Origin of the sequence: Pseudorhodoplanes sp. (assembly GCF_035565855.1) — a bacterium.
Lineage (GTDB): Bacteria > Pseudomonadota > Alphaproteobacteria > Rhizobiales > Xanthobacteraceae > Pseudorhodoplanes.
The window spans coordinates 1-22,480 of record NZ_DATMRX010000228.1 but is presented as its reverse complement, the minus strand read 5'-3'; the positions used below and the strand labels follow the sequence as shown (position 1 = coordinate 22,480).

Annotated in this window: 26 protein-coding genes and 1 tRNA gene; 23 read left to right on the top strand and 4 right to left on the bottom strand. The window is 62.5% G+C overall.

The window, feature by feature from the left end:
* Positions 1-343 (bottom strand): lipoyl protein ligase domain-containing protein (locus VN004_RS12825; RefSeq protein WP_414710290.1); only part of this gene is annotated, 343 nt, incomplete at its 3' end.
* A gap of 67 nt (positions 344-410) precedes the next feature.
* On the opposite strand from VN004_RS12825, the gene VN004_RS12820 reads away from it, so the two are divergent.
* The 12 genes from VN004_RS12820 to VN004_RS12765 all read left to right on the top strand — a co-directional run bounded on the left by VN004_RS12820 (position 411) and on the right by VN004_RS12765 (position 11,727).
* A complete protein-coding gene (locus VN004_RS12820; RefSeq protein ID WP_325610586.1) occupies positions 411-653 on the top strand; it encodes a FliM/FliN family flagellar motor switch protein in 243 nt (80 codons plus the stop codon).
* Between the two features lie 111 nt (positions 654-764).
* Positions 765-849: transfer RNA gene (locus tag VN004_RS12815), tRNA-Leu, on the top strand.
* A gap of 698 nt (positions 850-1,547) precedes the next feature.
* Positions 1,548-2,657 (top strand): efflux RND transporter periplasmic adaptor subunit, encoded by a 1,110-nt coding sequence (locus tag VN004_RS12810; protein WP_325610585.1) that lies wholly within the window; start codon positions 1,548-1,550, stop codon positions 2,655-2,657.
* Positions 2,654-5,728 carry an efflux RND transporter permease subunit gene (locus tag VN004_RS12805; RefSeq protein ID WP_325610584.1) on the top strand — a complete coding sequence of 1,025 codons (3,075 nt, stop codon included), beginning with the start codon at positions 2,654-2,656 and terminating at the stop codon, positions 5,726-5,728. Before VN004_RS12810 ends, VN004_RS12805 begins: the two co-directional genes overlap by 4 nt.
* 29 nt (positions 5,729-5,757) lie before the next feature.
* Positions 5,758-6,054 carry a hypothetical protein gene (locus VN004_RS12800; protein WP_325610583.1) on the top strand — a complete coding sequence of 99 codons (297 nt, stop codon included), beginning with the start codon at positions 5,758-5,760 and terminating at the stop codon, positions 6,052-6,054.
* Between the two features lie 148 nt (positions 6,055-6,202).
* The gene (locus VN004_RS12795; RefSeq protein WP_325610582.1) at positions 6,203-6,733 is read left to right on the top strand and encodes a Na+/H+ antiporter subunit E; all 531 of its coding nucleotides are present in this window, start codon (positions 6,203-6,205) and stop codon (positions 6,731-6,733) included.
* Positions 6,726-6,986, top strand: coding sequence for a monovalent cation/H+ antiporter complex subunit F (locus tag VN004_RS12790; protein ID WP_325610581.1), 261 nt, complete (start codon positions 6,726-6,728; stop codon positions 6,984-6,986). The genes VN004_RS12795 and VN004_RS12790 overlap by 8 nt, the downstream gene beginning before the upstream one ends.
* Positions 6,987-6,989: 3 nt before the next feature.
* On the top strand, positions 6,990-7,232 hold the full coding sequence (locus VN004_RS12785) for a hydrogenase subunit MbhD domain-containing protein (RefSeq protein WP_325610580.1): 243 nt from the start codon (positions 6,990-6,992) through the stop codon (positions 7,230-7,232).
* A gap of 3 nt (positions 7,233-7,235) precedes the next feature.
* Positions 7,236-7,565: a monovalent cation/H(+) antiporter subunit G gene (gene mnhG, locus VN004_RS12780; protein ID WP_325610579.1), complete on the top strand. Its 330-nt coding sequence runs from the start codon at positions 7,236-7,238 to the stop codon at positions 7,563-7,565.
* A complete protein-coding gene (gene mbhE / locus VN004_RS12775; RefSeq protein ID WP_325610578.1) occupies positions 7,565-8,257 on the top strand; it encodes a hydrogen gas-evolving membrane-bound hydrogenase subunit E in 693 nt (230 codons plus the stop codon). The genes mnhG and mbhE overlap by 1 nt, the downstream gene beginning before the upstream one ends.
* 18 nt (positions 8,258-8,275) lie before the next feature.
* The gene (locus VN004_RS12770) at positions 8,276-8,635 is read left to right on the top strand and encodes a cation:proton antiporter subunit C (RefSeq protein ID WP_325610577.1); all 360 of its coding nucleotides are present in this window, start codon (positions 8,276-8,278) and stop codon (positions 8,633-8,635) included.
* Positions 8,629-11,727 carry a proton-conducting transporter membrane subunit gene (locus tag VN004_RS12765; protein ID WP_325610576.1) on the top strand — a complete coding sequence of 1,033 codons (3,099 nt, stop codon included), beginning with the start codon at positions 8,629-8,631 and terminating at the stop codon, positions 11,725-11,727. The genes VN004_RS12770 and VN004_RS12765 overlap by 7 nt, the downstream gene beginning before the upstream one ends.
* 186 nt (positions 11,728-11,913) lie before the next feature.
* On the opposite strand, the gene VN004_RS12760 is transcribed toward VN004_RS12765, so the two are convergent.
* Positions 11,914-12,069 carry a Flp family type IVb pilin gene (locus tag VN004_RS12760; RefSeq protein WP_325610575.1) on the bottom strand — a complete coding sequence of 52 codons (156 nt, stop codon included), beginning with the start codon at positions 12,067-12,069 and terminating at the stop codon, positions 11,914-11,916.
* A gap of 391 nt (positions 12,070-12,460) precedes the next feature.
* On the opposite strand from VN004_RS12760, the gene mgtE reads away from it, so the two are divergent.
* Entirely contained in the window at positions 12,461-13,891 is a 1,431-nt protein-coding gene (gene mgtE / locus VN004_RS12755; RefSeq protein ID WP_325610574.1) for a magnesium transporter, read from the top strand.
* Between the two features lie 4 nt (positions 13,892-13,895).
* On the opposite strand, the gene VN004_RS12750 is transcribed toward mgtE, so the two are convergent.
* Entirely contained in the window at positions 13,896-14,486 is a 591-nt protein-coding gene (locus VN004_RS12750) for a TetR/AcrR family transcriptional regulator (RefSeq protein WP_325610573.1), read from the bottom strand.
* An 84-nt stretch (positions 14,487-14,570) separates the two neighbouring features.
* Between VN004_RS12750 and VN004_RS12745 the strand changes: the two genes are divergently transcribed.
* The 10 genes from VN004_RS12745 (at position 14,571) to VN004_RS12700 (ending at position 21,529) form a co-directional block, all read left to right on the top strand.
* The gene (locus VN004_RS12745; RefSeq protein ID WP_325610572.1) at positions 14,571-15,038 is read left to right on the top strand and encodes a PaaI family thioesterase; all 468 of its coding nucleotides are present in this window, start codon (positions 14,571-14,573) and stop codon (positions 15,036-15,038) included.
* Between the two features lie 27 nt (positions 15,039-15,065).
* Positions 15,066-16,238 carry an isovaleryl-CoA dehydrogenase gene (locus VN004_RS12740; RefSeq protein ID WP_325610571.1) on the top strand — a complete coding sequence of 391 codons (1,173 nt, stop codon included), beginning with the start codon at positions 15,066-15,068 and terminating at the stop codon, positions 16,236-16,238.
* A gap of 94 nt (positions 16,239-16,332) precedes the next feature.
* Positions 16,333-16,680 carry a helix-turn-helix domain-containing protein gene (locus VN004_RS12735; protein ID WP_325610570.1) on the top strand — a complete coding sequence of 116 codons (348 nt, stop codon included), beginning with the start codon at positions 16,333-16,335 and terminating at the stop codon, positions 16,678-16,680.
* A gap of 114 nt (positions 16,681-16,794) precedes the next feature.
* A complete protein-coding gene (locus VN004_RS12730; protein ID WP_325610569.1) occupies positions 16,795-17,619 on the top strand; it encodes an aldo/keto reductase in 825 nt (274 codons plus the stop codon).
* A 6-nt stretch (positions 17,620-17,625) separates the two neighbouring features.
* A complete protein-coding gene (locus VN004_RS12725) occupies positions 17,626-18,444 on the top strand; it encodes an aldo/keto reductase (protein WP_325610568.1) in 819 nt (272 codons plus the stop codon).
* On the top strand, positions 18,435-19,151 hold the full coding sequence (gene queC / locus VN004_RS12720; protein WP_325610567.1) for a 7-cyano-7-deazaguanine synthase QueC: 717 nt from the start codon (positions 18,435-18,437) through the stop codon (positions 19,149-19,151). The genes VN004_RS12725 and queC overlap by 10 nt, the downstream gene beginning before the upstream one ends.
* Positions 19,151-19,711, top strand: a complete 561-nt coding sequence (locus VN004_RS12715; RefSeq protein ID WP_325610566.1) for a VUT family protein — start codon at positions 19,151-19,153, stop codon at positions 19,709-19,711. Before queC ends, VN004_RS12715 begins: the two co-directional genes overlap by 1 nt.
* A gap of 16 nt (positions 19,712-19,727) precedes the next feature.
* On the top strand, positions 19,728-20,420 hold the full coding sequence (locus VN004_RS12710) for a ribonuclease activity regulator RraA (protein WP_325610565.1): 693 nt from the start codon (positions 19,728-19,730) through the stop codon (positions 20,418-20,420).
* 22 nt (positions 20,421-20,442) lie between these two features.
* Complete coding sequence (locus VN004_RS12705) at positions 20,443-21,279, top strand: YdcF family protein (protein ID WP_325610564.1); 837 nt, start codon at positions 20,443-20,445, stop codon at positions 21,277-21,279.
* Between the two features lie 70 nt (positions 21,280-21,349).
* The gene (locus tag VN004_RS12700; RefSeq protein ID WP_325610563.1) at positions 21,350-21,529 is read left to right on the top strand and encodes a hypothetical protein; all 180 of its coding nucleotides are present in this window, start codon (positions 21,350-21,352) and stop codon (positions 21,527-21,529) included.
* On the opposite strand, the gene VN004_RS12695 is transcribed toward VN004_RS12700, so the two are convergent.
* Positions 21,530-22,213, bottom strand: coding sequence for a DUF599 domain-containing protein (locus tag VN004_RS12695; protein WP_325610561.1), 684 nt, complete (start codon positions 22,211-22,213; stop codon positions 21,530-21,532).
* Positions 22,214-22,480: the final 267 nt, after the last annotated feature.

Here is a 22,480-nt window from a genome sequence, read left to right as displayed (position 1 = left end):
GCACGTCCTGACGCCGCCGCTTCAGGTCGAGCATCAGATAGACCACCCGCTGTCCGGGGCCGTGATAGGTCATCTGGCCGCCGCGGCCGGTGCGATGCACCGGGAATCCGGCGTCGAGCACGTCGTCCGCGCCCGTGCTGGTTCCTGCGGTGTAGAGCGGGGGGTGCTCGAGGAGCCAGACGAGTTCATTGGCGCGGCCCTCGGCGATGGCTGCGACCCGGTCCTCCATGGCGGCCACGGCATCCGGGTAGAGGACGAGCGCCCTAGAGACCTGCCAATCGACCGCAGGGCTGCCGGGGGCGGCTCTCAGACCGGGAACGAGGAAGTTGCGCGCGTTAACCACTGATTCACCATAGCATGGTGACCTGACGAGCCAGTCCGGCGTCCCGGACGGTTGGAAGGATAATCAGGTGCCCACACTCGACAAGGTTTCGCTGGATATTTCGGTTGTGCTCGGGACCAGCGTGATGCCCATCCACCAAGTATTGCGTCTCGGCCGCGGCGCCATCATCGAGCTCGACGCGGGGGAGGACGACGACGTCAAGATTCTGGCGAACAACCTTCCCATTGCCGAGGGGACGGTGGTGGTCAACGGCAATCGGATTGCTGTGGAAGTGAAGCGGATTCTGCCGAAGTCGCCGGAAATGCGCTAGTTTTCCGCCTCTGCGCCTGCCGAAAGCGGCCGCACAGCCCTTGTCCGTCGGATTGGCATTTGTTACATGCTGCCCGACCTCACGCCGGCACAGCCGGCGCATTACCCAAACGCGGCCGTGGCGGAATTGGTAGACGCACTGCCTTGAGGTGGCAGCGGGTAACACCGTGGAGGTTCGAGTCCTCTCGGCCGCACCATTCAGAAAAAACACCATTGAAATCGTTCGGTTTTTGGCTCTAAAGGCCTCACCTTGCATCCGGGTGAGGCCCAGGTTGCATTGCCATGATCGGGCCGGTCCAGCCGACGATGGCGTTCATCTGAGCCAGAGGCTCCGTTATTCGCGGCTCGCGTCGCGGCAAGTTTGGGTACGCCATGTGCGGACTTGTTGACCCTGCGGCGCGCGTGACTGCCGAATGAATTGCCAAACGAATCTTTGGTCAGCAGTCGGCTCTTCTCGCCTACGATGAAGGTCAGGTCGCCGCACGGTCCGGCCTCGATCGCACGGGCAAGCGGCTCCAAAATGGGATCCTGACAGTGGCCGCGCCCTTGAGGAGAAGTGGGATCCTCGCGAAAGGGACGAAGGAACGAGGCGAGTCGGTTGCGGTGACTTCGCTTTGACCCTCGTCAGGCAGTCGGGACCTACTGCACTGCACTCATGTGTTTCCAGTGCAGTGCAGGAAGCCGAAGAAAGTCCCTGGCGTCCGGACAGGGGAACATCTTTCTTGACACGAGGCATGATTGTTCAGCTAGGCTTTGTGCGGCGTCCCTCGGGTTGCGCGGTATGAGCCATCGTCAGTCTGGGCTGGAGGCTGACGCCGTTTGGTCATGGTCGTTTCCAGCCGCCATAGTTTGCCTGGAGCCTACAACACCGCTTCCTGTATTGATTGAGGGGCCAATGGCTTTGCCCAGCGCGAGCGGGATGCCACGAAAGGCTCGCAGCAAATTCGTGCTGTTCGCGCTGCTACCTTGTTTACTGCTTGCTTGTTCGCGCGAGGAGGACAAGGCCGAACCGGAAATTCGTCCGGTTCGAGCCGTCACGATCGAAAAGCGCGAGGCGGGCGACAACATCCAGCTTGCCGGCATCGTCGAGAGCCAGGTGCAGGTGGATCTGGCATTTCGCATCGGCGGCCGTTTGACCGAACGCCCCGTGAATGTTGGCGATACCATCAAGGCGGGCCAGCTCATCGCAAGGCTCGATCCAACGGACGAGCGTAACGGCCTGCGTGCGGCGGAAGCCGCGCTCGTGGCGGCGACCGGCCAACTCTCCGAGGCTCGGATCAACTACGACCGCCAGCGGCACCTCTACGAACGACAGATCGCAGCGCGCGTTGCCTTCGAGCGCGCCGAGCAGGTCTTCACGACTGCGCAGGCGGCGGTCAAGGCGGCGGAGGCGCAGGTCGGGATCGCATCGCAACGCCTCGACGATACCGAACTCTATGCGGATGCACCCGGTGTCGTCACCGCGCGCGGCGCGGAACCCGGTGAAGTTGTCCAGCCCGGTCGCATGATCGTGCAGATCGCCCGTGACGAGGGCAAGGACGCGGTCTTCAATGTGCCTCCAAATATCCGCGGTGCGAGCCAACCTGATCCCGAGGTCACCGTATCGCTGTCGCTTTCTCCCGACGTCACCGCGATGGGCCGCGTCCGTGAGATTGCACCACGCGCCGACGCCGCGACTGGTACCTTTCGGGTGCGTGTCGGGCTGATCGATCCGCCGGCAGAGATGCGCCTCGGATCGACCGTCATCGGCCGGGCGACCTTCGCACGACATGCCGGTATCGAACTTCCCGCGTCGGCGCTGACCAGCAGGGACGGCCAGCCTGCGGTCTGGGTGGTCGATCCCAAGGCCATGACCGTCGCTCTGCGCTCGATCGGAGTGGCGCGCTTTAATTCAGGCTCCGTGGTTGTTTCCGAGGGTGTTGCGCCGGGCGAGCTCGTGGTCACCGCCGGCGTACAGGCATTGCGGCCGGGTCAGAAGGTGCGCCTGCTGGGCGGGGCGTCATGATCGGGCCGAACCTTTCTGCCTGGGCGATCAAGAACAGGTCCATCACCGTCTATTTCATGCTGGTTGCCGTCCTTGCCGGCGCGCTGGCATTCGTCAATCTCGGGCGGGACGAGGATCCAAGCTTCACCATCAAGACCATGCTGGTGACGGCGGTTTGGCCCGGCGCGAGCATGGAGGAGACGCAGAAGCTGCTGGCGGAACGGCTTGAGCGCCAGCTCCAGACGACCACCGGGCTCGACGCGCTCCGCTCCATTGTGCGGCCGGGCATCGTGACGATCTACGTCGATCTCGACGGCGCCTTTCCGCCCGATCGGGTGCCCGCGGTGTGGCAAGAGGTGCGCAACGGCATTGGCGATATTCGCCACACCCTGCCGCAAGGCGTGCTTGGGCCCTTCTTCAATGACGACTTCGGCGATGTGTTCGGAATCATCTATGCCTTCACCGCCGACGGGTTCTCAGACCGCGAACTGCGCGATTATGTGGACGGCGTCCGCTCAGAATTGCTGCACCACGTGCACGACATCGCCAAGATCGAATTCGTCGGCGAGCAGAACGAGCAGATTTACATCGAATTCATGCCGGACCGCGTCGCGTCGATGGGGCTCGATTACGGCCAGATATTTGCGGCGATCGCGGCGCAGAACACCGTGCGTCCGGCCGGTGTTATCAATACCGGAACCGAAAATCTGGCGCTGCGCGTGTCCGGTGCGTTTGCCAAATACACCGACATCCTCGACGTATCGCTGGTGGCAGGTGGGCGCACCATTCGGCTGGGCGACATCGCAAGCGTGCGGCGAGGCTTCGTCGATCCGCCGCAACCGCTTCTTCGGGTAAACGGCAAGCCAGCGATCGCTCTTGCAATTTCCATGCGGGAGGGCGGCGATATCCTGCAACTCGGCAGGGACATCTCCGCTGCGATGCGGGTAATCAATCGTGACCTGCCGATCGGTATCGAAACGACACAGATTTCCAACCAGCCATTGGTGGTGGACCGCGCCATTGGCGATTTCACTACGTCGCTGTATCAGGCGGTGCTGATCATTCTCGCGGTCAGCCTGGTGATGCTGGGCCTGCGGCCCGGCGCGGTGGTCGCTATAGCCATCCCGGTGACGCTGGCGGTCGTGTTCCTCGTGATGCAGATCATGGGTATCGACCTGCAGCGCGTCTCGCTCGGCGCGCTCATCATCGCGCTGGCATTGCTGGTCGATGACGCCATGACGACGGTCGACGCGATGCTTCGGCGCCTCGCAAAAGGCGACAGCATCGATGAGGCGGCCAGCTTCGCCTACAACACGCTTGCCGCGCCGATGCTGATCGGCACGCTGATCACCATCGCGGGCTTTATTCCGATCGGCTTCGCGCAAAGCCAGGCCGGAGAATACACAATCTCGCTATTCCTCGTCGTTGCCATCGCGCTGATTGCGTCCTGGCTGGTCGCGGTGATGTTCACGCCGATCATCGGCGCGATCATCCTCAAGCCCCCGGCGCAAGGTGCGAGCGACGAACCAGGGCGCATCATGCGCTGCTATCGATCGCTGCTCACCACCGCGATCCGGCTGCGGTGGCTGACCATCGCGGTGACCATCACCCTGTTTGTCGTGGCGATCCTCGGCCTTCAGGTCATCAATCGACAATTCTTTCCGCCATCGGACCGCAACGAACTGATCGTCGACCTGCAATTGCCGCGGTCGAGCTCGATCTTCGCGAGCGAAGATGCTGTCAAACGCATCGAGGACAAATTCCTCAAGAAGAGCGACGACGTCGATTACTGGAGTGCCTATATCGGCCGAAACGTCATCCGCTTTTATCTCCCGCTCGCCATCCTGCCGCCGAGCGACCATCATTCCCAGATGGTCGTGCTGGCGAAGAACCTCGAGTCCCGGCTGCGGCTCGAGCGCGATCTCAGCAAGTTCCTCACCGAGCAGTTCCCGCAGGCGATCACGCGGGTCAGCCCGCTTGAAATGGGCCCGCCAATCGGATGGCCCCTGCAATGGCGCGTGGTCGGCCCGGACCTCGAAACGCTGCGCAGCAATGCGCTCAAACTTGCGGAGATTGTCGCATCGCATCCTGGAGCGAAGCGCGTGCATTTCGACTGGATCGAGCCGGCACGGCAATTGCGCATTCAGATCGACCAGGATTCAGCGCGTCGGCTTGGCCTGACCAGCCAGGCTCTCGCAAATACCTTAAGCACCGCGGTCTCAGGATCGACGGTTACGCAGCTTCGCGACGACATTTATCTGATCAATGTAGTCGCGCGAGCGGATGCGCGAGACCGCATCGCGCTTGATACGCTGGCAACACTACAGGTGCCGGTGCCGGGTGGACGCACGGCAGCTCTTTCGAGCTTTGCAACTTTCTCCTACGAACAAGAGCAGCCGCAAATCTGGCGGCGCGACCGCGTTCCGACACTGTCGGTGCTTGCCGATGTCGAATCCGGCTGGCTGCCGGAAACCGTGGTTGCGGCGCTGGACGAGAAGATCGGGACATTTAACGGCACTTTGCCTGCCGGCTATCGTATCGAACTCGGTGGTACCGCAGAGACCAGCGCAGAAAGTCAGGCGGCGGTGTTCGCGGTTGTGCCGATTATGATCATCGTGATGCTGACGCTACTGATGATCCAGCTCAAGGAATTCGGGCAAGTCGCGATGGTGGTAATCCTGCTGCCACTGGGGCTGATCGGTGTTGTGGCGGCATTGCTGATTTTCAACCGGCCGCTGGGCTTCGTCGCAATCCTCGGCATCCTGGCGCTGATTGGAATGATTGCCAAGAACGCGGTGATTTTGCTGTCCCAATTCACCGAGGAGCGCGCTCAGGGGGCATCGCCCGAACAGGCCGCGATTAACGCCGCGATGGCGCGCGCGCGGCCGCTGGTGCTGACCGCGATCTCCACCGTGCTCGGCCTTATTCCCATCGCGCCGACGCTGTTCTGGGGACCAATGGCGTTCGCCATCATGGGCGGGCTCCTGGTCGCGACTATTCTGATGCTGATCTTCCTGCCGACGATCTACGTCATGTGGTTCGGCTTCCTCGAACGGCGCATGGCGAAGGCGCCACCCGCGACGGCAATGTGATGAATGCGCATCGTATAGTGCGGCTGCTGATGGCTGCGATTGTTGCTGCGGGGCCCTCGCTGATCATCGGCGCGGAGCGGGCGGACGCGCAAATGTCAGCACAACGACGAGCTGATCGGCCGCTGGTGCCGCGTTCGCAGGCGCGGCGTCAGGCCGACCGTGCAGCGCAGAGGACTTATATTCCCGGCCATTGGGCCTGGGACCGCAGACAGGGCCAGTATTCCTGGGTTTCCGGTCGCTGGGAACGTTATGATCCAAAGCACGCCTTCGTCGGCGCCGGTTGGCAATTCCGCAACGGGCAGTGGACGTTCGGGCCAATGCGTTAACCTTGGCGGCTCTTCAAATTTAAAGCGTCGTCCCGCATGACCCCTTAATCGCTTCGGGAAGGTGCGTGCCGACTTGTACGGGTCTTGCCGCAAGGTTGATTTACAACGGAGCGGCCCCTAAGCTTGCTTAACGCAATCGCGGTGAGGAGTGTCGCTGCGCATGGCATCGGACCATCCCGGGTCGAGGGTGCCGCGCGGCGTTCTGTGGCTGTGGCTACTGCTCCTTGTCCTCTGGTTTGCCGCCAACTCGTCTTTCGCGATCGAATCGATCCTCACTGGCGCGCTCATCTCCGCAGTGCTCGCCGTGATCTTCGCGCGCAGCTTTCCAGCCTGGGCCGATATTCGCTTCTCGCCGGGGCGCTTGCTCCATTTCATGCGCTACACCTGCGTTTTTACGGCTGAACTGGTGCGCGCCAATCTCAATATGCTGCGCTATGTCTATGCGCTGCGCATCGACATCAATCCGGGTATTGTTGAGGTCAAAACACGCCTCAAGTCACCGGTCGGACGGCTTGCACTTGCCAACTCGATCGCGTTGACGCCGGGCTCCCTGGTCATCGATCTCGAAGGCGACACGGTCACGGTCCATTGGCTCGATGTGCAGACCACCGACCCTGATGAAGCGACGCGGATTATTGTCGGTCCATTCGAACCCGATCTGGAGAGAACCTTTGGCTGACACGATCCTCCTGCTCGCGGGCGTGTTAATCTTCTTCGCCATCGTGTTCACGGTGTTGCGTCTGGTTCTCGGGCGGACAGTGGCCGACCGCATCGCGGCGGTCGATCTGCTGACCGTCATCTCGATATCGATGATCGCGCTCTACGCGCATGTCGGCGCGCGCTTCATCTATCTCGATGTTGCGCTGGTTTACGGCGTTCTCAGTTTTCTCGCCGTGGTCGCCACAGCGCGCTACCTCGAGCGCGGGCTTTGAACGATGCTTGAGCTTCTGGTCTTTCTGATATGCGGCGCCATCATGGTAAGCGGCATCCTTGCGATCACCCTGAAGGGCGCGCTGGCGGCCGCGGTGAGCGGCGGACTTGCAACGCTGTTCGCAGCGGTTTGCTACGTTCTGCTCGGCGCGCCTGATGTGGCGATGACGGAAGCATCGATCGGCTCCGGCCTGTCGACCGTCATATTCCTCTATGCGATCCGACGAACCGCAAGCACGCGGGAATGACCGATGGCTGAATTGATCGGAAGCATTCTGATTCTGGTCGGCGCCTTCTTCCACTTTTCGGCGGGACTTGGAATGCTGCGCATGCCGGACGTCTTTACGCGCATGCAGGCCGGGACCAAGGCCTCGACGCTCGGCAATGCCCTTATCCTCATCGGCATCGCCGTCTATCATCCGGGGTGGACACTGAAACTTCTGATCCTGATCTATTTCGTGTTCATGACCAATCCGGTGTCTTCGCACGCGCTGGCGCGCGCCGCGCGTATGATGCGGCCTCCGGCAACGACACCGCCCCGCGCCGGCACGGCGACTGCGAGACGGGGCAGGGCGGCCTGATGCAACGTATCCTGTCCGCGGCGGTTGTCATTCTGTTCGCGATGATCTTCGCGAGCATCGCCATTGGCTACAGCGAACAACAGGCGTTGCGTCCCTTGGCGGAAAGCTATGTGAAGCTGGTCCCCCACGACCTCGGTGCGCCTAATGTGGTCAGCGGAATTCTGCTCGCGTTCAGGGCTTTCGATACGCTGGGGGAGGTGACCGCGCTTTTCATGGCTGCGGTTGGTGTGGGCATGGTTCTCCGCGGACCGGGCCGCGCTTTCAGCTCGGATGTAGGTGATGAAGCGGGGTCGCCTGCCTCCGAGATCGTAAGGACTTCCGCCCAAATCCTCATACCGATCATGTCGATCTTCGCCGCCTACATCATCCTGAATGGACACATTTCGGCCGGCGGCGGATTCCAGGGGGGAGCCATCATCGCATCAGCGACATTGCTGTTCATGCTTGCGCGCCCGGCCCAACCCATCAACGTCGCCTTTCTCAGCATTACCGAATCTATAGCGGGGGTCCTGTTCGTCCTGGTCGGCGTCGCCGGACTGGTTTTTGCCGGCCGCTTTCTCGACACTCGTTTTCTTCCGGTCGGAGAATTCGGCACCTTGTTCAGCGCGGGCGCGATTCCCGTGCTTTCTGTACTTCTGGGAGTCAAAGTCGGCTGCGAGCTGAGTGTGCTCGTTGATCGCTTCCGAAGCTGAAGCCGCGCAGGATCTACCATGATTGCTTCTGTCGTGCTGTCGACCGGTCTCGCACTCATGCTTGTCGGTTTTTGGGGTGTTGTCACCCATCGCAATATTCTGCGCATCATTATCTCGTTGTCCTTGATCGGAACCGGGAGCCATATCCTGATCGTCGCGATCGGCTTCGTGCGCGGCGGGACGGCGCCGATTATCGACCGCGCCCTTCCCATCGCCGAGGCGCCTCTACGCGCCGTTGACCCGATCCCGTCCGCTCTGGTCGTGACCGCGATTGTGATCGGTCTCGCGGTCACCGCTGTGTTGCTGGCTTACGCAATCCGTCTGTACGACACGAAAAGGACGCTCTCCATCAACTCCTTCACGGAATCGAAATGGTAGAGAGCCTCCTTCATCCGCTGAATATTTACATCATTGCACTCGCCATCGGGTTCCTCGTCCCGCTGCTCCATCTTATCGCCCCGGTTTTGGTTCGAGCCGCTCTTGGATTGGCTCTCGCGGCGATGACCCTGATTTCCGGTATCGCGCTGCTCCGGCTCACCCACGGTGGGCCTGCTATCGAGATCCTGACCGGCGGCGCCACGCCGCCGCTCGCCATTAATCTGCGCCTCGCGCTGCCGGAAGCGCTCTTCGCCTTCAGCATCAATGTGTTCGCATTGTTCGGTGTGCCGTTTGTCATGCGCGAGAAATACGGAATCGTGCTTTTGTATCTTCTCGCGGTCATGGGCATCCAGGGCATGGTGATGACCCGCGACCTGTTCAATCTCTTCGTGTTTCTCGAAATCGTTTCGATCGCCACTTACGGGTTGTTGAGCCTGCGCGACACACCGGCGGCGCTTTCCGCCGCCTTCAAGTATCTTATGGCGACGGTGCTTGCGTCCGGCTTCTTTCTGACCGGAACCATGCTGCTCTATGCGCAAACGGGACTGCTTAACATCGACGACCTGATCGCAATCCGTTCCACGATAATAGGGCCCGTCGGCATTGCTGGACTGATCTTTGTCCTGGCCTGCCTGCTGCTTGAGCTTAAGCCGTTTCCCGCGAATGGCTGGGGTCTCGATGTTTACGAAACAGCGCGCCCGGATGTTGCGGCGTTGGTATCCGGTGGCGTCTCGGCCGGCGTCTTCTTCGCGCTGTTCAAGCTGCTTCCACTGTTCGAGCAGCAATTGCCGCTGATCGCCGTGCTCGCAGCGGTTACGTTTGTTTTCTCCAACCTTATCGGCTTGCGTCAAACCAATGTGCCGCGGCTTCTCGGATATTCTTCGATCGGGCAGATGGCGTTGATGACCATGGCCGCCGCCTTAATGCACGGAACAGCGGCCGAAAGCACGATTGTGCTCGTGATCGGCGGTCTGTTCGTGAATCACCTTTTCGCGAAGGTCGGGCTGTTCTGGCTCGTGGGCTATGTCGGCACAGTAAGACTCCGCGACTGGTCGCGGATCGCGGACCGTCCGGCCGTGGTCGTAGTGTTTGGCGTCATGATCGTAGCCATAACGGGCCTGCCACCGTTTCCCGGCTTTTTCGCCAAATGGCAATTCATCCAGACGCTCGCTTCGGAGCAGCGTTATGGCTTCATTGCAGTGGCGCTGATCGGATCGCTGCTCGAGGCGGCCTATATGTATCGATGGTTTGGCCGCTCGGTGCGCCGCGGGGAGAAGGCCGAGCGGCTGCCGGGCAAAGCTCTGGAATTGGTTCCGATCTTTGGCATGGCTGTTCTGCTTGTCGTCAGCGGCGCAATCGTTGCCCGGCTTTCTGGCATCGATGCATACTGGGTTGCTCTGCCGCTCGCCGCCGGGCTTGCGATGTGCCTTCTGGAGCGCGCGCCGGTTCGCATCCAGGGCCTTGTCACACTCTCCCTCGTCCTCGCGGGCGGTGTATGGCTTATCCGCGAGATGGCCGGGCTGAACCAGCTCTATGCAGCGGTTCTTCTCAGCGGCGGCCTCGTGGTTTCGGCCGGATGCCTGTACCGATCCGATGCGCGTCCAGGGTTTTATCCGCTCCTCTCCGTATTGCTGCTCTCGCTCGCAGCGTTGCCCCGCGCGAACTCGAGCCTCGAATTTCTCGTGGTGTGGGAGCTGATCACGCTCTCCTCCTATCTTCTGGTCCTGCAACGGCCCGCGGCAGTGCCGTACGCACTACGCTATCTGCTGTTTTCGCTTGCCGCCGCATTCTTCCTCTTGGCCGGGTTCGCGATAATGCACACGGCCTCCGGCACGCTCGCATTGTCAGCGTTCCGGGTCGTCGGCCCTGACGCGCCGGCGGTCTTTGTGCTGCTCGCAATCGGGTTCCTGATCAAGGCCGGCGCGGCCGGCGTGCACGTTTGGGTGCCGGGGACCTACGCAGAGGCAGACGACGACGTGTCCGCGCTTCTCTCCGCCGTGATCAGTAAGGTCGCGATCTTCGGATTGCTGATGGGGACCTATGTCGCAATCCGATCGCAAGCAGGTCTCGGCCTTGCACATGTGCTCGGTGCCATCGGCATGCTGACGACGCTCGTCGGTGCATTGCTCGCGGTGCGTCAGGACGACATCAAACGCATGCTGGCCTATTCCAGCATGAGCCAGATCGGCTACATCGTGGCTGCCATTGCGCTGATGAGCCATCTCGGCTGGGTCACGGCGCTCTATCTCGTGGCCAGTCACCTGCTGGTGAAGGGAATTCTTTTTCTCGCCGCCGCTGCGATCATCCTGCGATCCGGGAAGCGCCTGCTGTCCGAACTTGGCGGTCTTGGGTGTGCGATGCCGCAGACGTTCGTGCTCGCGGTCGTGGCAGTTGTCGCAATGTCCGGTCTGCCGCCGCTCGCAGGATTCGGAGGCAAATGGTTGTTGTTGAGCGCCATGATGGAAAAGGGGTGGACCGCGTCGGCAATAATGACGCTGCTCGCGACATTCGTCGGTTTCTTGTACATGGCGCGCTTCATCCACGCGATCTTTCTCGGCATGCGCAAGAGTGCGGACATCACCGTTGCCGAAGCGCCGGTATTTCTGTTGGTCCCGCAATATCTTCTGGCCGCCGGCATCATTGGCATGTCGTTTTTCCCGAAGCTGCTGATCGAACCGATTTCGGCCGCGATCGATCCGCAATTCGCATCGACGCTGCGATGGCAGGGCATGTCGCTCGAACTGATCTATGGATATTGGAATCCCGTGCCCGTCATGGCTTTTGCCGTTGCCGTGGCGCTGACGTTAGGGGGCGCGCTTTGGCTGCTCCGACGCTCCGGCCGCTATGTGTCCCTCGTTTCGGAAGGCTTTTACGAGGCCGCGCAACGGATCTGCACTATTCTGACGCCACCGTTGACCGTCCGCATATGGGCAGATGCGGCGAAAGTCACCGCTTTCGCGGGCGAGCGCAGCCGTCGCCTCTATACCGGCGACGGTCGGGCCTACAACCTCTGCGTGCTTGGCTATGTTCTCGTTCTCTACGGCTGCGGCGGCGGTGCGCAGCAGCTTTGGACGATGGTGGCGGTCAGATGAGCGCAGGCCGGCCGAACCGTCTCTCGGCCGTACCAATCGCCGACGTCGAGGGATGGCGGGCCTTGCGGCTTGGCCGATGGCCCCCTGCGGCGAGCCAACCTGCGTAAGCAAATGCACCCTAGCAAAAAGGGATCGCCGACTGGGCGATCCCCTTCAGGATGTCTGGCTTGCTGTCTTAAGGTGAGCTTACTTCAGCGCGCCCTGGACGCTGGTGAAGGTGGTGACCAGCTTCCCGCCGAGCGTGGTGACCACGCCGATGATGGCAACCGAAATGCCTGCAGCGATCAGACCATATTCGATGGCCGTGGCGCCCGATTCGTCGCGGAGGAATTTGCGGATCATGGTAATCCTCTGTTTGTCGCTTTGGGTGGAACCCTGGTGTCGAACTTCTTCGGTCCTGAACACGCGGAGAAGCTAGGGCTGCGGGTGCTAACGAGAGCTCGCCAAACTGCCTAAAATTTTAATCAAGCCTCACTAAAAGGCCGGATTGTCAACGAAGGGCAAAGTCCTGCGCATAAACATCAGGGTATGGGCCGGGCAACGCCCTGCAGTGCTAGCGGCGCGGTCTGCTCTTCTGCACTCTCGCGTTCGGCAGGGTCGGGACTTGCGGCGGCAATGGACTGCAATTTGCCGGAGGACATGAGCCGCTTCTCGGTTGTCACTGTGCAATGCCGCGCCTACAAGCGGGCAGCCGCGAAGCGGCAGTCGCGAACGGGCGCGTTGCGGAGAGAACATGGTCGATCAGGACGCGCAGGTGGCCACGCGGGATCAGACCATCGAGCCGCGAGGGAATGCCGACGCCTTCCGCGATGAAACGGGCGCGGTCCGCGCCGACTTCATCGAACGCGTTAGCGATGCGGTCCGCCACCATGACAGCGCTGTCGTCCGCGATCTCGTCCGGGAATTGCACGAGGCCGATACCGGCGACCTGATCGAGGCGCTCGATCCCGAGCTTCGACCCCAGCTCATCGAATTGATGGGCAAGGACTTCGACTTCTCGGCCCTCACCGAAGTCGACGCGACCGTCCGCGGCGAGATCCTCGAGGAGCTGCCCCCGGAAACCGTCGCCGAGGGTGTTCGCGAACTCAATTCGGACGACGCGGTCTACATCCTCGAGGACCTCGACCGGCAGGAACAGGTCGAGATCCTGGAGAAGCTGCCGCCGGTCGAGCGCGTCGCGCTGGAACGCAGCCTCCTGTACCCGGAGGAATCGGCCGGGCGGCGGATGCAGACCGAATTCATCGCGGTCTCGCCCGACTGGACGGTCGGTCAGGCGATCGACTACATGCGCGAGACCGACAATCTGCCGGACCGCTTCTACGAGCTGTATATCACGGACCCGGACGGCAAGTTCCTCGGCGCGGTCGCGCTCGATCGGTTGCTGCGCACGAAACGGCCCGTCCCGGTGGTCGAGCTCATGGACGAGGACCGCCGCCGGGTGCGTGCCACCGAGGATCAGGAGGAGGTGGCGCGGCAATTCGAACGCTACAACCTCGTTGCCGCGCCCGTCGTGGACGAGGAAGACCGCCTGGTCGGTGTACTGACCTTCGACGACATCGTGGACGTCATCGAGCAGGAAGCCGAAGAAGACATCAAGGCGCTCGGCGGCGTCAGCGCCCACGAAGAATTGTCGGACTCGGTCTGGGATATCGTGAAGGCACGATTTCCCTGGCTGCTGGTCAATCTCGCTTGCGCCCTGGTCGCCGCATGGGTGATCGGCGAGTTCTCGACGTCCATCGAGAAAATGGTCGCGCTCGCCGTGCTGATGCCGATCGTGGCCTCGATGGGCGGCAATGCGGGGACGCAAACCATGACGGTCGCCGTGCGCGCGCTTGCCACCCGCGAATTGTCCGATGCCAATGCGTTGCGAGTCGTCCGGCGCGAGTTGCTGGTCGGCATCATGAACGGGCTGGGCTTCGCCATCATCATGGGTGGAGTGGCGGTGGCCTGGTTCGGCGTCACCGACCTGTTCCTGGTGATGGGTCTTGCGATGCTCACCGTGCTGGCTGCGGCGGCCCTCGGCGGCATCGCGATCCCGCTCGCCCTGACCAAGCTCGGCATCGATCCCGCGGTGTCGTCCGGTCCATTTGTGACCACCATCACCGATGTGATCGGCTTCTTCTCCTTTCTCGGTATCGCGACGCTCTGGTTCGGCCTGAACTGACGGCCTATCGCGGCGGCGCCAGCAGGGAATCAAGCGCCAACGCAACGTCGCCGGCACGCACCGATTTCGGATCGAGCAGGCTTTGCCCGAACAGGAAGGCGTAGACCATCATCGCTCGCGCCGACGCATCACGCTCCGGCCAGCCGAGTCGTTCGAAAAGCGCCGTGACGAGGCGCAGGCGTTCTGCGTCCACCGCCTGCACGGCGCGGGCTGCGGCGGCGTCATTGCGGGCCAGCGCGCGGATCGCGAGTTCGATGGCGAGCCCCCGCGCATTGCCCCGCCGCGTGTAAAGCTCGACCAGCCGGCGCAGGGCGAGGGCAGGGTCGGAGTCGGACGGCGCCTGCTCGCGGATCGCCGCAATCCGGCCACTGGCCCAGTCCGAAAGCATCGCATCGATCAAGGCGCGCCGGTCGGCGAAATGCCAGTAGAAGCTTCCCTTGGTGACGTGCAGCACTTTCGCCAGTGGCTCGATCCGCACCGCCTCGATCCCGTCGGTTGCGAGGGCGTCGAGCGCTGCGCCAATCCAGGCCGCCGCATCGAGGGCGGCTTTCCGGGGCGCAGCCTCGGTTGCCACGGCCGCCTTGCCTCGTGCCATCCCGCTTGACTCCTTCCATACGGCACCGTACTGAAACATACGCTACCGTATGGGTCAAGCGGCGCCCGGAAAGGGTCGGTTCTCATGAGCCAGTTCAAACCCCGCAATCCGCATTGGGAAGCGCGCGTGCGCGAAAGCTTCGCGCGGCAAACCTTCATGACGCTGATCGGCGGCGAGATCGCCGCGTTGTCGCCTGGCGCCTGCGACGTTGCCTTGAAGGCGCGGCCGGACCTGTGCCAGCAGCGCGGATTTCTGCATGGCGGCGTCACTACGGCTTTGGCCGATACTGCGGCCGGATTTTCAGCCTATTCTCTGATGCCGGAAGGCTCGGCGCCACTGACCGTGGAATTGAAGATCAACCTGATGTCGCCGGCGGTCGGGGACCGCTTCGTCGCCAAGGGTAAGGTGCTGCGGTCCGGGCGTACGCTCACCGTGGTCGAGGTCGACGTGGAAGCACATGCCCGCAGCCAATCGAAGTTGATCGCGCGGATGCTCGCGACCATGATTTGCCTGGAGAATACGTCCGACGCGCCGCAAGAAGCGCGTCTGTGAACCGATATACCGTTCGGAGGAGCGGCCATGATTTCCAATACCTGGAACGGTTTCGATTTCGGGCTCGGCGAGGACGTTGAAATGCTGCGCGACAGCGTTCGCCGCTTCGCCCAGCAGAAAATCGCGCCGCGCGCCGACGAGATCGACAGGAAGAACGAATTTCCGCGGGATCTCTGGCCGAAGCTCGGCGATCTCGGACTGCTCGGCATCACGGTCGAGGAAAAGTGGGGCGGATCCGGGCTCGGCTATCTCGAACATTGCGTTGCGATGGAGGAAATCTCACGCGCCTCCGGTTCGGTCGGCCTGTCCTATGGCGCACACTCGAATCTTTGCGTGAACCAGATCCGCCGCAACGGGTCGACCGATCAGAAGAAGCGCTATCTCCCCAAGCTGATTTCGGGAGCTCATGTCGGTGCGCTCGCGATGTCCGAGCCCGGTTCGGGCTCCGACGTCGTGTCGATGCGCACGCGCGCCGACAAGAAGGGCACCAAGTACATCCTGAACGGCTCGAAAATGTGGATCACCAACGGCCCGCTGGCCGACACCATCGTGGTCTATGCCAAGACCGATGTGACGGCGGGCGCGCGCGGCATCACCGCATTCATTGTCGAGAAGAAGTTCAAGGGATTTTCGACGGCGCAGAAGCTCGACAAGCTCGGCATGCGCGGCTCCGACACCGGCGAGATCGTGTTTCAGGATTGCGAGGTACCGGAAGAGAATGTGGTTGGCGCGGTCGGTAACGGCGTCAACATCCTGATGTCGGGCCTGGATTACGAGCGGGTCGTCCTTGCTGCGGGTCCACTGGGCCTGATGCAAGCCGCGATCGATCTCGTCATTCCCTATATCCATGACCGCAAGCAGTTCGGCCAGCCGATCGGGCGGTTTCAGCTCATGCAGGCGAAGATCGCCGATATGTATGTCGGGATGAATGCGGCGAAGGCTTACGTCTATGCGGTGGCCAAGGCCTGCGACGATGGGCGCACGACGCGCGAGGACGCAGCCGGCGCTATTCTGTTTGCCGCGGAGCGCGCGACGCAAATTGCGTTGGATGCAATCCAGACGCTCGGTGGCAACGGCTACATCAACGAGTTTCCCGCCGGCCGCCTGTTGCGCGACGCCAAGCTCTACGAAATCGGCGCCGGCACCAGCGAGATCAGACGTATGCTGATCGGGCGCGAGATCTTCGAGAAGACGCGTTAGTCGCGCGGGCCAAGACGCGCGATGCTTACGCATCGTGCAACGGCCGCGTCGCAGCGTTAATGGTTCATTGAACGATTGCGCCGATCATTCCGGCATGACCAGCAAGCCCGACCTCAGATTGCGTCTCAAGGCCGACGGCCGCATTGTGGAAATCCTGCCCGACGGCAGTGAGCGCGTCGTGTCCGAGACCAGCAAATTCCCGCAATTCGCTGCGCCCGCCGCGCCCGGTCCGGCGGGCGGTGATGCCGCTTACGCACGGGCGATCCGTGCCGCTGCGCGCATGACCCAGGCCGAATTCGCCTCGCGCATCGGTGTGCCGGTCGAAACGGTGCGCAACTGGGAGCAGGGCAAACGCACACCGCGCGGCCCCGCGCGCGCCTTGCTCCGCGTGATCGAAGGCGCTCCCGAGGTCGCTTTCTCCGTTTTGGAAAAAAAGCACTAGATACACCGCGTTCCGCGTCGCGGAGCCAAAGTTATCCCGGCCGGCGTCGACGATGCTTGGCAGCGGCCTTCCGGCGCGGCATTCTCGCGCGCCATTGAGAAGGGGGCGTGCGGCATGGTTCCAGTGGTCGAAGTCAAGGGAGCGCGGATTCCAGCGATCGGACTCGGCACGATGACGTTGAAAGGCGACGTCTGCGTCGAGGCCGTCAGCACCGCGCTCAGGATGGGGTACCGGCATATCGACACCGCCGCGTTCTACGGCAACGAGGCCGAGGTCGGGGAGGGTATCCGTAAATCCGGCGTGCCGCGCGATGAGATTTTCCTGACCACCAAGGTCCGGCATACCGAACTCAATCCAGGCGAGTTCGAAGAGTCAGTGGAAAACAGCCTGAAGCGGCTCGACCTCCCGTATGTCGATCTCTTGCTGATCCATTGGCCGCATCCCGAGATTCCACCGGAGGTCTATATTCCGGCGCTGTGCAAGGCCAAGCGCAACGGCCAGACCCGGCATATCGGCGTCGCCAACTTCACCATCGCGCTGCTCGAAGAAGCCGAGAAGCTCGCCGACGAGCCGATCGTGAACAATCAGATCGAAGCGCATCCGTTTGTCGATCACCGCACCATTCATGCCTATTGCAAGGGCCGCGGGATCTCGGTGACCGGCTATTGTCCGCTTGGACGCGGCCGCATTCCGGGCAACGCCGTGCTCGAACGGATCGCCAAGACTCATAACAAGAGCGAGGCGCAGATCGCGCTGAGATTTCTGGTGCAGGAAGGCGTGATCCCGATCCCGCGCACGGCCAAGCCCGAGAAGCTCAAGGCCAATGTCGACATCTTCGACTTCCTGCTGGCGGACTCGGAAATGACGGAAATCCGCAATCTCGCCGAGCCGAACGGCCGCATTGTCAATCCGCCGCAAGCGCCAAAATGGGATAGCTGAAGTCCGATGCTTTTCCTGGACGCCAAAGGTGCGCATTTTCCGGCCCTTGGGCTTGGAACATGGGAATTGCGCGGACGCGATTGCGCGAGGCTCGTCGAGCAGGCGGTGCGGCTCGGCTACCGGCATTTCGATACGGCGCAGATGTACGGCAACGAGCGCGAGGTCGGTGACGGAATTCGCGCCTCCGGCATAAGGCGCGAGGAGGTCTTTGTCGTCACCAAAATTGCGCCGGACAACCTCGCGCCGCGGCTGCTCGAACGGTCGGTAAAGGAATCGGTCGCAGCGCTGCGCCTCGGCGAGATCGATCTCTTGCTCTTGCACTGGCCAAACAAGGGCGTGCCCTTGTCCGAGACCATCGACGCGCTGGTTGGCGTCAAGCGCGATGGCCTCGTGCGTCATATCGGCGTTTCGAACTACACCGTCGCGCTGATCGAGGAGGCGAGCCGGCTTTCAGGTGATCGGCTGGTCTGCAATCAGATCGAGTATCATCCGTATCTCGACCAGTCCAAGGTGATTGCCGCCTGCCGCAAGCACCACATGGCGGTGGTCGCCTATTCGCCGATCGCGCAGGGCAATGCCAAGAACGATGCGGTGCTGGCGCGCATCGGCAAGGCGTATGGCAAAAGCGGCGCGCAGGTCTCGCTGCGCTGGCTGATCCAGCAGGGTGTCGGGGCGATCCCGCGCACCAGCAAGGTGGAGCGGCTCGCCGAGAACATCGCGATCTTCGACTTTGCTCTGACCGACGCGGAGATGGCCGAGATTACCGGTCTTGCACATCCCGGTGGACGGCTCGTCGACTGGGCCTGGTCGCCGCGATGGGATTGAGCGCCGAGACCGCGCTCGTCCTGTTTTCCGGTGGTCAGGATTCGACCGTGTGTCTCGCCTGGGCGCTCGACCGGTTCGCGCGGGTCGAAACCGTCGGCTTCGACTATGGCCAGCGCCATGCGGTCGAGCTCACAGTGCGTCCGGAGATCCGTGACGCGCTCAGTGCGCTCAACCCGGACTGGGCCGCGCGGCTTGGCGAGGATCACGTCATCGACCTTGCTGTGTTAGGACAGATTTCCGATACGGCGCTGACCCGCGACGTCGCAATAGCCATGGCCGATAACGGGCTGCCCACCACTTTCGTGCCCGGCCGCAACCTTGTCTTTCTGACTTTTGTCGCGGCGCTCGCCTATCGGCGCGGGGCGAAACACCTTGTCGCCGGGATGTGCGAGACCGATTATTCCGGCTATCCGGATTGCCGCGACGACACCATCAAGGCGATGCAGGTCGCGCTGACGCTGGGCATGGACCGCCGGTTCGTGGTGCATACCCCGCTGATGTGGCTGGACAAGGCGGAGACCTTCGCGCTGGCGCAGGACATTGGCGGGGAGGGACTGCTCGACACAGTCGTCGAGCGCACCCATAGCTGCTATCTGGGCGACCGCTCGCACCGTCACGACTGGGGCTATGGCTGCGGCGAGTGTCCGGCCTGCCAGCTGCGGGCGGCCGGCTATAAGAAATGGCGAGAGGACCGCGCACGTCGATGATGAACGAGACACGCCGCTGGCTCGAAGGGTCGCTGTTCTTCGCGCTGTTTTGCCTGACCATCCCGGTGGCAAACTGGATGATCTATAATGTCGGCACCGTCTGCGGGCGTGACGGCCCTTGCCTCGTACCGGTGGCGCCGGGACTGATGGCGCCGTCCGGCGTGCTGATGGTCGGCATTGCGCTGGTCTTGCGCGATCTCGTGCAGCGGCGGCTCGGATTGGGCGCGGCGGTGGCCGCGATCCTGATCGGCGCCGCCATCTCTGGCCTGGTCGCGCCGCTGTCTCTCGTGATGGCTTCGGCGACGGCGTACCTCGTATCCGAGTTCGCCGATCTTGCGGTTTACACGCCGCTGCAGGAAAGGCGCTTCATCACCGCGGTGATCGTTTCAAGCATCGTCGGCCTCGTGATCGATTCGATCGTGTTCCTGTGGCTGGCTTTCGGCTCACTCGACTTTCTCGCCGGACAGGTCGTGGGCAAGGCCTGGATGGTTCTGTTGTCGGTCCCGTTCATCATGTATCTGCGACGACGCGATGCCGCGATGGATCTCGGGCCCGCCTGAGACGGGAGAACATTTAATGAGTGCGCTCGACGATCTTCGCAACATCACCACCGGCACCATCACGACGATGCTGCTCAAGCGCGGCATCCGTCACAGCTGGATGCAGGGACCGATGCCGCTCGTCCCCGGCGGCAAGCGAGTCGTGGGGCCGGCCTTCACCCTGCGCTTCGTGCCGGTGCGCGAGGACCTCGCAACGCCGGAAAGCTGGGGCAAGCCCATTTCCACCCGCGCCGCGATCGAAGCGATGCCGGAAGGCTGCATCGCGATCGCGGATGCGATGGGCGTGCAGAATGCCGGAATATTCGGCGACATCCTCGTCATGCGCATGGTCAAGCGCGGCGTGCAGGCGCTGGTGACCGATGGCGCGATGCGCGACAAGGTCGGCATCCTGAAGACGGGACTGCCGGTCTGGTGTTCCGGCATCGCCGCGCCCGCCTCCGTGAACGGACTGACCTTCGTGGGCTGGAACGAACCGATCGGTTGCGGCGGCTGCGCGATCTTTCCGAACGATATCATTGTCGCGGACGATGACGGCGCGGTGGTGATCCCGCAGGCTCTGGTCGAGACCATCGCCAAAGAGGGCCTTGAGCACGAAGCCTACGAGGAGTGGGTCGTTCGCGAAGTGGAGAAAGGCGTCAAACTGCCCGGCCTTTATCCGATGAACGAAGAGACTCGGAAGCGCTACGAGGCGGAACGCCAGAAAAAGTAGCGGGCAGGCGGCGGGAGCACCGGTGATGTTCGGCCTGTCCAAGGTCCTCGGCTTCTTCGCGCTGCCATCCAATCTGCTGATCGTTCTGGCGCTCGCCGGCATCGTCCTGGTGTGCACGCGTTATCGCAGGTTCGGGCAGGGCCTCCTGATCGGCGCCGTGCTGCTGCTTGCCGTTGTCGGGTTTTCTCCGCTCGGAAACGTGCTCATGTTGTCGCTCGAAGAGCGGTTTCCGAAATGGGATGCGCGCGGCCGGGCGCCGGACGGCATCATCGTCCTGGGTGGCGCAGTCTCCCCGGACGTATCGGCTGCGCGCAAAGAGATCGCCCTGAACGAGGCCGCGGAACGGATGACCGTGGTTGCGAAACTCGCGCGCGATTATCCGTCGGCGCGCATCGTCTTCACCGGCGGCAGCGGTCGTCTTTGGCAGGGTGCGACCGAGGCCGAAGCCGTTCCGGCGCTGTTCGAAAGCTTCGGAATCCCTGCGTCTCGCATCGTGCTGGAGGATCGCGCCCGCACCACCGCCGAGAACGCGAGCTACACGAAGGCGCTGGTGCAGCCAAAGCCGAACGAACGCTGGCTGCTGGTCACGTCGGCGCATCACATGCCGCGGTCGATCGGGGTTTTCCGCGCAGCGGGTTTTCCCGTCGAGGCCTATCCGGTCGACTTCCGCACCCGCGGGGCCGCCGACCTCGTCGGGCCTTTCGGTTCGCTTGCGGGGGGATTGGCGCGGACGGATGCGGCCTTGCACGAGTGGGCCGGGCTTTTGGTCTACTGGCTGACCGGACGGACCGCCGAGCTGATCCCCGGACCGCGTCGGTTAGGCGGGTGCGACCTCGCGCGCGAGAATTGCCGGCCTTAACCGGCCGTTGCGGTTACCAATTCGTAAACATTTTGAGCTGACATTGGCGCGTCAGGGCGGAGCGCCGAGAATGCAGATTGAGGCCAAAGTCATCCCGGTTCAGGGCATCGCCGAGGTGCCCGACATTGTCGAGGGTCACGAGGAAGCCGAAGCCCGACGGCATCGGGCAGAGTTGCTGCTGCTGAACGTCGCGACTGCGCTTGCCATCGCGCTGGTTACGTGTGCGTGGGTCGCGATCGCGCTTGAGTGATCAATCTGCGGTCATCGACCGGCTGGCGTCCGATGTGAACTGACGATTCCACATCACCACCACGATGGCGGCTGTCGTGGCAAACAACAGCCACGGCGATACGAACCATCCGAGATAACCGAGCGCGAAGAAAAACGCGCGCTGGCCGCGATTGAAGTGTCGCCCTGCGGATTCGCAGAGCTTGCTGGTCCTTCGCGCATGGCGCCTTGCGTCGGGATTGTCCTTCTCTGCGGAAGGCGGCATCGCCCCGATCATGATCGCAACGTAGTTGTAGAGCCGGTATGCCCAGGCGAATTTGAAGAAGGCGTAGACGAAGACGACCGCAAGGCCGATCACCTTGATTTCCCAGAGCATCCGCGTCGTCTGAACGCCGAACGGCAGTGTCGAGACGATCGTGATGAGATCGTCGGTCGAGCGCAGCACGGTCAGGGTGCCGCCGACCGCGATTAGCGATGTCGATGCGAAGAATGCCGTGCCGTTCTGGAGCGACGCCATGATCTGCGCGTCGACCATGCGCATGTCTCGGCGCAGCATCTCCTGCATCCAGCCATCGCGGTAGGTGTGCATGCGCGAGTTCAGGCCGCGCTGGCCGAATTCGGTCCATTCCAGCACGAAGGCGTAGCCGAGCCAGCAGGCGACGAAGAATGACAGGGCGAGTATGTCCGGCAGGCTGAACAGCATCATGCACCTTTGGCGACGGCACGATTGCGAACCGTGCGCGAAATACAACCCGTGATTGCTTTCCGGCCCTCTGAGGTGTATTAGACTAAAGTCTTACCCGATACGCGTGCATCAAAGCTGCGAAGGCGCTCCGGACCTTCGCGCAGTGCGGCCCTCCGCAGCACAGGATGGAGACGGCCTATGGCACAAGAACAGACTCGGCAATCTGAATCGATGGTGACCACCACCCTGTGGATCGCCGCGTCGCTTGTGGTGGTTCTGGTCGTTGCG

What these genes read in the sequence shown, in the direction of transcription:
- VN004_RS12810 (WP_325610585.1), top strand. Translation starts at nt 1,548, where the DNA reads ATGGCTTTGCCCAGCGCGAGCGGGATGCCACGAAAGGCTCGCAGCAAA.
- VN004_RS12805 (WP_325610584.1), top strand. Translation starts at nt 2,654, where the DNA reads ATGATCGGGCCGAACCTTTCTGCCTGGGCGATCAAGAACAGGTCCATC.
- VN004_RS12800 (WP_325610583.1), top strand. Translation starts at nt 5,758, where the DNA reads ATGGCTGCGATTGTTGCTGCGGGGCCCTCGCTGATCATCGGCGCGGAG.
- VN004_RS12785 (WP_325610580.1), top strand. Translation starts at nt 6,990, where the DNA reads ATGCTTGAGCTTCTGGTCTTTCTGATATGCGGCGCCATCATGGTAAGC.
- mnhG (WP_325610579.1), top strand. Translation starts at nt 7,236, where the DNA reads ATGGCTGAATTGATCGGAAGCATTCTGATTCTGGTCGGCGCCTTCTTC.
- mbhE (WP_325610578.1), top strand. Translation starts at nt 7,565, where the DNA reads ATGCAACGTATCCTGTCCGCGGCGGTTGTCATTCTGTTCGCGATGATC.
- VN004_RS12770 (WP_325610577.1), top strand. Translation starts at nt 8,276, where the DNA reads ATGATTGCTTCTGTCGTGCTGTCGACCGGTCTCGCACTCATGCTTGTC.
- VN004_RS12765 (WP_325610576.1), top strand. Translation starts at nt 8,629, where the DNA reads ATGGTAGAGAGCCTCCTTCATCCGCTGAATATTTACATCATTGCACTC.
- VN004_RS12760 (WP_325610575.1), bottom strand. Translation starts at nt 12,069, where the DNA reads ATGATCCGCAAATTCCTCCGCGACGAATCGGGCGCCACGGCCATCGAA.
- mgtE (WP_325610574.1), top strand. Translation starts at nt 12,461, where the DNA reads ATGGTCGATCAGGACGCGCAGGTGGCCACGCGGGATCAGACCATCGAG.
- VN004_RS12750 (WP_325610573.1), bottom strand. Translation starts at nt 14,486, where the DNA reads ATGGCACGAGGCAAGGCGGCCGTGGCAACCGAGGCTGCGCCCCGGAAA.
- VN004_RS12745 (WP_325610572.1), top strand. Translation starts at nt 14,571, where the DNA reads ATGAGCCAGTTCAAACCCCGCAATCCGCATTGGGAAGCGCGCGTGCGC.
- VN004_RS12740 (WP_325610571.1), top strand. Translation starts at nt 15,066, where the DNA reads ATGATTTCCAATACCTGGAACGGTTTCGATTTCGGGCTCGGCGAGGAC.
- VN004_RS12735 (WP_325610570.1), top strand. Translation starts at nt 16,333, where the DNA reads ATGACCAGCAAGCCCGACCTCAGATTGCGTCTCAAGGCCGACGGCCGC.
- VN004_RS12730 (WP_325610569.1), top strand. Translation starts at nt 16,795, where the DNA reads ATGGTTCCAGTGGTCGAAGTCAAGGGAGCGCGGATTCCAGCGATCGGA.
- VN004_RS12725 (WP_325610568.1), top strand. Translation starts at nt 17,626, where the DNA reads ATGCTTTTCCTGGACGCCAAAGGTGCGCATTTTCCGGCCCTTGGGCTT.
- queC (WP_325610567.1), top strand. Translation starts at nt 18,435, where the DNA reads ATGGGATTGAGCGCCGAGACCGCGCTCGTCCTGTTTTCCGGTGGTCAG.
- VN004_RS12715 (WP_325610566.1), top strand. Translation starts at nt 19,151, where the DNA reads ATGAACGAGACACGCCGCTGGCTCGAAGGGTCGCTGTTCTTCGCGCTG.
- VN004_RS12710 (WP_325610565.1), top strand. Translation starts at nt 19,728, where the DNA reads ATGAGTGCGCTCGACGATCTTCGCAACATCACCACCGGCACCATCACG.
- VN004_RS12700 (WP_325610563.1), top strand. Translation starts at nt 21,350, where the DNA reads ATGCAGATTGAGGCCAAAGTCATCCCGGTTCAGGGCATCGCCGAGGTG.
- VN004_RS12695 (WP_325610561.1), bottom strand. Translation starts at nt 22,213, where the DNA reads ATGATGCTGTTCAGCCTGCCGGACATACTCGCCCTGTCATTCTTCGTC.